This window comes from Fischerella major NIES-592, from assembly GCF_001904645.1.
Taxonomy (GTDB): domain Bacteria; phylum Cyanobacteriota; class Cyanobacteriia; order Cyanobacteriales; family Nostocaceae; genus Fischerella; species Fischerella thermalis.
The window spans coordinates 1-6,398 of the sequence record NZ_MRCA01000031.1; the positions used below are offsets into that span (position 1 = coordinate 1).

Below are 6,398 nucleotides of genomic sequence, written 5' to 3' on the forward strand. Positions count from 1 at the left end.
CTCATATCGTGGGTCAATGGTTCCTAAAACCGAAAGTGTAACGCTTTTAAATGATTCTAAGTCGTCCCTGACAATGAATCGTGATAAAAGATACCATGAATCTTCACGGGAGGAGGGTCAGAACTCTCTTTCCAACGTGACATATCTGCTATAACTTCTGCATAGGGTTTGCCAGCTAGTTTAGAAATCGCTTCTCTGTCCCCTTCTTTTGAATCGTCCCATGCTCCAGCCAGTAAAATCGGAATTAAAGCTCGCGCATTTTCTGGTTTTGCCCAATTAGAAGTATGTATTTCCGGTGCGACTGCAATTAACCGCCGTAAAACGTTAATATTTTTCTTTGAATCTTTAGTTAATTTATAAGCTCGTTCTTCTGATATCCCCATATCTACCAAAGCCTGCTTAAAGTCTGTTTTATTGGAACGAGAAAGCACCGCTCCATCTTTAGCAGGATTAATTTCTTTACCTAGAGGGATAAGAATATGATGCTCTCTTGGTAAAAATTTTGGTTGCTCAAAATCTGGTATTAAAATTAATGATTCTTGGGTACTAGCAAAATACCGCCATGAGGACTCGCTTTTAACAATAATGCACCGAGATAAATACTTGATACTTTGCTCCTCTGGCATTTGATGAATAACCGCAGCCAAAAGAGCAATTACTTCTTCACGAGTATCCGCTTGGATGGTAAGCTTTGATGTTTCTCCCTGCAACCAACTATGTATTTCTTCAACTTCTTTCTCTCTACCTACAAGATGTAACTGTGTATTCATTACTGGTGAAGTAGAGTTTTTCCACTCATCCCAGAAGCTACCAATATCCTGAGCCTCTTCTGGCCACTTTCCCATTAACCGAGCTAACCAAGCATGAACAGCAGGGGCCTTTTCTAACCACTGTTCTAAGTCATCAGCATCATAAGCCCGTACATCAGTCCATATCCCCTCACTTTTCTTGTTTCTCTCCCACTCATCCTTATTAGCCCATCGTCGGGGAGTAACAAAAACAAAGGTGGTTTCAGCAGGAACCACTCCTAGCGGATTCTTAACACGCTTATCATAATCATCATCTGCTTTCCCCTTAACATCTTTGTTAACTCCAAGTTCCCACACTGAATAGCCATTAGGAACAAAACTATTGCCTTCAGGTGCGTCCACAATGCCATCCCATCCCCCCATTTGAATACTCTCACCCGATGGCAAACCAACACGGTGAGGGTGCTGGACTGTAGCATGAATTAGTAAGCGTAATAATTGGGGAAGTCGTGCGCGAGCATCTAGTCTATCTGCCCATCTCATTAAATCTGTCGCATCAACCCACTTTGATGGAATCATAGTTAATTTTTAACTTACAAAAATAAAATTGATTACTTATTAATTTCCCGTAATGCTCTGCCAAATCTAAATATTGGTCTAGATTTTGAAGCTGAAGACGAACATAATAGAGGAAACTGAAGGAGTAGGTCACAAGTGCAACACCACCCCTTCAATAGACCAAAACTAATACCATTACCGATTTGCGTTCAGTCTCCACACTGGACGCAATTTAGTATTAGTCTTCCTTACGAACACCCTTAAAAGGTTCACCATTCTGCTTCACATCCATAAACCGTCCAGTTTCAGCATCACGCTTCACCCATTGTTCGGTTACGGGGTTGTAAGTCTGGCTGCGGTTATCCACAGCACCACGACGATAGCCCTTGCCTGTATTCTTGGCCATATCTTTATCACCTCCTTGAGACTGATGTAAAAACGCTTTGACATTTTCTATTATAATTAGAGAAAATAGTGTCAATAACTTTGACACGTCTAGCGATTACAGGAAAGAATCAGCCATGAAAGAGATCATCGCTGCGAACCTGATCCGCTACCGTAAAAGTCTAGGCTTGTCTCAAGAGCAACTTGCAGAACAAGCTGGGGTAACTCGCCAGAGCATCAATAACTACGAGAACGCCAAAACTTTACCAGACAGCAAAATCCTCTCTGCTCTGGCAAGTGCTTTGGGCATTACACTCGATGACTTACTACGCTCACCTGGTGTTGGACTACCCAACTTCCGGTTCCGCGCTCATGTTTCTTTTGATAAAAATGCCCAGTTTGCAGCCCAAGTGCTACGAATGCTGCAAACTTATAACGCCCTAGAACAAGCAGTTGGCTTACCAACCTACACCCCAGAAAGTACACCTTGCCATCAAGTAGAAGGCAATGAAAAGCACATTCAGACAATAGCTGCTTTGTTTCGTCATCGCCTTGGCTTGGGAGATGCTCCCATTGCCAACCTGTTTCAGTCTGTAGAAGAAATCGGTTTAAAAGTTTTACGCCAGCCCATTCCCATTAAAGGTTTCTTTGGTCTGAGTGCTTGTAGTGATATTGAAGGTGCTTTTGTTTTGGTAAATACCCATAACATCACCATTGAACGTCAATTATTTACCCTGGCACATGAAATTGGACACTTAATCTTTCACCGTGTAGAGTACCAAGACACCCTGATTGAAGAAGGAACCAAAGAAGAAGAAAAAGCACGAGAAAAAGTAGCTGATTACTTTGCTAGTCATCTACTAGTCCCCCAAGCTGAATTTGAGCGGATGTATGCACTTACCCAAGATATTGTCAAACTCAAACGGCATTTTCGGGTGAGTTACTTAGTCATCTTGAATCGTTTAGCAGAAATGGGAATCATTGATTTTGCTAAAGAGAAAGCCAAAATATGTGCTATTTATAAAAAGCAACATGATGGTGCATCTTTGCAAAACTCAATGGAATTACCACCAGCACTGCCTGCGGATGATTATCCAGAAAATGAACGTTATGAATTTCTAATTTGGCAGTCCTTAAAATTGGGCAAGATTTCAGAGATGAAAGCAGCAGAACTTCTCAACTTAACTGTTGAAAACCTGCGGGTGCGTCGTCAAGAAAATGAGGTTTATGCAGTCGCTTAACGGAACAATTCTTGACGCAACAGCACTCATTGATTTTCGCTGGCTGAACGAGTGGGGGTGGCTACAACAGCACTACAGCCCGTTGTACATTGCCCAGGAACTTCTAGACTCAGATCAACTGGAACCCCCAACTCGCCAAGCTGCTAACCAATACTTAACACCTCTAGCTCTTTCCACACAAGAGATGTTTGCCAGTTTTATAGAATTTAGCGTTAGAGCGCCCCTTTTGAGTATCGCGGATCGATCTACAATTGCCATTGCCCGTCATCAATTGCTGATTTGTGCTAGTGATGATGGGCTAGTTGTTGAAACCTGCAAGGCATATGGTGTTACCTACACCAGAACACTGCGATTATTGACTGAGATGGTAGAGACAGGACACAAAACAGTGATAGAGGTGACGGCAATGGCTGATTCATTAATCAACGAGCGGGGTAAACACATTTCTCCCAAAGTTTTGACAGATTGGACAACAAGTTTACAGAAGTATGGCACGAGCTAAAAAATAAAATGTGATTCAACTAAGTACTTTAGATGTTATCGTCTTCTTTTGGTCAAGATGCTAGGAGGAGTACCGTATAGCAATTCGCCATTCTCGACTACATATTTTAAGGGAATTTTTGGGTTGTTAATGTCCTTCTGTCCATCGGTGTGCCACTTAGTTTCCCAAAGAGTATAAAACGGTTCTAACTTTGGTGGTTTGAGACGATAAATTGCTTGTATTTCAATATTTTTATAAATGGCAAAAATCCAATCTACCTGGCGATATTTGTTAATGATAATAGGGTTCATGTGGTGGTGGGTTGAGAACCCTTTCGTAAGTTCAATATTGATTGATTTTAATTCGTATTCATTTCCATCCAGATCGATGGCATCGTTCCCCTCTCGCCCCGGAAGGACGGTCAAACCAAGTATCAGCAGAACTTGCAGTAGTTTGCCACCATTATCCTGAAAAATGTCGTTAATACCGTGCTTCGATGCTAATTGTTGGTACTGCTGTATGGCAGGAAACAGTAACTCCAGTATTTCCAGATCGGGATGTGGTTTTAGCACTCCTTGTTCCTCCCTACCAAATCCACTGGTTTCAAACCTAACGCTGTAGCAATCCGTTCAATGTTATCTATCGATATGTTCCTCTCACCTCGATCTGCTGAGCCAATGTAAGTGCGGCGCAGCCCAGCCAGTTCTGCTAGCCTCTCCTGTGAGATGCCACCTGCCTGCCGTACCTTCCGTAGATTATCCGCAAATAACTTCCTCATTTTGGTAATTGTTTTTTCTTCGGTTATATAGCGGAATTGCTTTATTGACTACTTTACCTCTACAGATTAGAAGTATCATTTGTGATGAATCCAAACGTGCGCTTACAAGACATAAAACCTGCTTATTACACTCGCAAAGGAGCTGCTTACTGTGGCGACTCCCGTGAACTCTTGCAAAAATTACCAGATAGTAGTGTTAACCTAGTTATAACCAGTCCACCCTTTGCCCTTCAGCGTAAAAAAGAATACGGCAACAAAGAACAACACGAATATGTGAACTGGCTCACCGAGTTTGCCGCACTCGTTTACAAAAAACTACGTGACGATGGCAGTTTTGTAGTGGATTTGGGTGGAGCTTATGAAAAAGGGGTTCCTGTCCGCAGCTTGTACAACTATCGAGTCCCTATACGCTTTTGTGATGACATTGGTTTTTTCTTAGCTGAAGACTTTTATTGGTACAATCCGTCTAAACTGCCCAGCCCTATTGAGTGGGTTAATAAACGCAAACTGCGGGCTAAAGATTCGGTGAATACTGTGTGGTGGTTCAGTAAGACGGAGTTTCCCAAGGCTGACGTGACAAAAGTCCTTGCACCCTACAGTGATCGCATGAAGAAATTGCTGGAAGACCCAGACAAGTTTTACAAACCAAAAGTACGACCTTCCGGTCATGACATTGGTAAAGCCTTTGCCAAGGATAATGGCGGAGCCATTCCGTCTAACTTATTGCAAATTTCCAACACCGAATCTAACGGTCAATATCTAGACGGTTGTAAAGCGGTTTCGGTTAAGCAGCACCCCGCTAGATTTCCTGCCAAACTTCCTGAATTCTTTATCCGTTTCCTAACAGATCCAGGTGATTTAGTAGTGGATATTTTCGCTGGTTCTAACACCACTGGTCAGGTTGCAGAAGCTCTTAATCGTCTGTGGTTGGCTTTTGAAGAACAACCAGAATATCTTGCAGCTTCTGCATTCCGATTCCTAACCAAAGAAAATACTCTCGATGAGATGCAGGAAATTTATAATCTCATCTGTAAAGGAGAATCAATTGATTTGAACAATTATCAAAAGCAAACTATTCTCACTTTTGATTAACTATAGATTTACGCCGATGTCGTCAAAGTCTGGCAACCAATTCAATCCAACCCATCCATCAATAACTCAGACATCTCCAGCTGATCACGATTGCGGTTATCATCATAAATCTGGAGCGTCGAAAGTTTGGCGTGTCTGCTGAGTTTCTGGGCTTTCCGCACATTGCCATCGGTCTTTTCCAGTACAGCAGTAATCGCACTGTAGCGACAGCGATGCGGGGACATATGTTTTTCAACCCCTGCCCGTTTAAACAAGCGCTTGACTATTTTATAGATGCCATCCCGGGTATCAGCCGAGAGGTGGCTACCCTACTTGAATCCTTACAAAAATACTAATGTTTCTGTTAAAATCACTATTAAGCCTTCCAAAGATGTTTTATCATTTTCGTCTAACATAGTAGAAAAAATTACAAATTTACTTTGATCAGGAGACTGTATTGCAATATATCCAATGTTGTACATACGTTGTGATTTCCAAATTAATGCTCTATGATTTTTAATTTTAGTTTCAAAAATTTTTACATCACTTTCTTTAATTAAGTTATAAAAAACCTCTAAATTAGTTACAATTTCAAGCTCAACACCACGAGGATCTAATTCTGTAGGTTCTGGTTTACGTAAAAAACATTGGATAAAATCATAAGCACTCTGATCTACAATATTATATCTATTTATATCCCATTTTAAAAATCTATAATTTTCAGGAATTTTTATTTTTATTTGATGTTCTTTTAAGATTACATCTCTAAATTTTAAAGATGCTGGTATAGGTGGTTTTTCACTGTCGTAACAAGATTTTGCTTGTACTGGCTCTATAAAAGCAATTAATAAAAATGAAGAAAATAATAATAAAATTAATTTTTTATTCATTCTATTTGTACAGTAAAAATTTCTGAAATTAAAATAATTTTATAATATGTTCTTAGAAATCAACGCTAGACTGTAGACTCTCTGCTCCTTAGCCTATTTTTAATACTTTTTCTGTTATAACTTTATTCAGTCCGAACATATTAGTATTCTCCTATACAAGAAAATCTCTATTTCTAAGTATTCCCATACTCGATTAAAAACTACCAAACAGTGTTTAATTATCAAATTTCGCCTCTAGAGCGGTTA

Annotated in this window: 9 protein-coding genes; 3 read left to right on the forward strand and 6 right to left on the reverse strand. The window is 40.4% G+C overall.

What is annotated here, in order from left to right; translation table 11 throughout:
* Window positions 1-56 precede the first annotated feature (56 nt).
* Window positions 57-1,328, reverse strand: coding sequence for a hypothetical protein (locus NIES592_RS23940; RefSeq protein ID WP_073557128.1), 1,272 nt, complete (start codon window positions 1,326-1,328; stop codon window positions 57-59).
* Window positions 1,329-1,545: 217 nt separating this feature from the next.
* The gene (locus NIES592_RS23945) at window positions 1,546-1,713 is read right to left on the reverse strand and encodes a hypothetical protein (RefSeq protein WP_143168401.1); all 168 of its coding nucleotides are present in this window, start codon (window positions 1,711-1,713) and stop codon (window positions 1,546-1,548) included.
* 115 nt (window positions 1,714-1,828) lie between these two features.
* On the opposite strand from NIES592_RS23945, the gene NIES592_RS23950 reads away from it, so the two are divergent.
* Both NIES592_RS23950 and NIES592_RS23955 read left to right on the forward strand, forming a co-directional pair.
* Window positions 1,829-2,932, forward strand: coding sequence for an XRE family transcriptional regulator (locus NIES592_RS23950; protein ID WP_073557130.1), 1,104 nt, complete (start codon window positions 1,829-1,831; stop codon window positions 2,930-2,932).
* The gene (locus tag NIES592_RS23955) at window positions 2,919-3,434 is read left to right on the forward strand and encodes a hypothetical protein (RefSeq protein ID WP_073557131.1); all 516 of its coding nucleotides are present in this window, start codon (window positions 2,919-2,921) and stop codon (window positions 3,432-3,434) included. Before NIES592_RS23950 ends, NIES592_RS23955 begins: the two co-directional genes overlap by 14 nt.
* Before the next feature lie 35 nt (window positions 3,435-3,469).
* Here NIES592_RS23955 and NIES592_RS23960 read toward each other — a convergent pair whose 3' ends face one another.
* Window positions 3,470-3,985, reverse strand: a complete 516-nt coding sequence (locus tag NIES592_RS23960) for a restriction endonuclease (protein ID WP_073557132.1) — start codon at window positions 3,983-3,985, stop codon at window positions 3,470-3,472.
* On the reverse strand, window positions 3,979-4,191 hold the full coding sequence (locus NIES592_RS25535; protein ID WP_073557133.1) for a helix-turn-helix domain-containing protein: 213 nt from the start codon (window positions 4,189-4,191) through the stop codon (window positions 3,979-3,981). The genes NIES592_RS23960 and NIES592_RS25535 overlap by 7 nt, the downstream gene beginning before the upstream one ends.
* A gap of 84 nt (window positions 4,192-4,275) precedes the next feature.
* On the opposite strand from NIES592_RS25535, the gene NIES592_RS23970 reads away from it, so the two are divergent.
* The gene (locus NIES592_RS23970) at window positions 4,276-5,283 is read left to right on the forward strand and encodes a DNA-methyltransferase (protein WP_073557134.1); all 1,008 of its coding nucleotides are present in this window, start codon (window positions 4,276-4,278) and stop codon (window positions 5,281-5,283) included.
* 41 nt (window positions 5,284-5,324) lie between these two features.
* On the opposite strand, the gene NIES592_RS23975 is transcribed toward NIES592_RS23970, so the two are convergent.
* Both NIES592_RS23975 and NIES592_RS23980 read right to left on the reverse strand, forming a co-directional pair.
* Complete coding sequence (locus NIES592_RS23975; RefSeq protein ID WP_084552396.1) at window positions 5,325-5,558, reverse strand: tyrosine-type recombinase/integrase; 234 nt, start codon at window positions 5,556-5,558, stop codon at window positions 5,325-5,327.
* 45 nt (window positions 5,559-5,603) lie between these two features.
* Window positions 5,604-6,152 carry a hypothetical protein gene (locus tag NIES592_RS23980; protein ID WP_073557135.1) on the reverse strand — a complete coding sequence of 183 codons (549 nt, stop codon included), beginning with the start codon at window positions 6,150-6,152 and terminating at the stop codon, window positions 5,604-5,606.
* Between the last annotated feature and the right edge of the window lie 246 nt (window positions 6,153-6,398).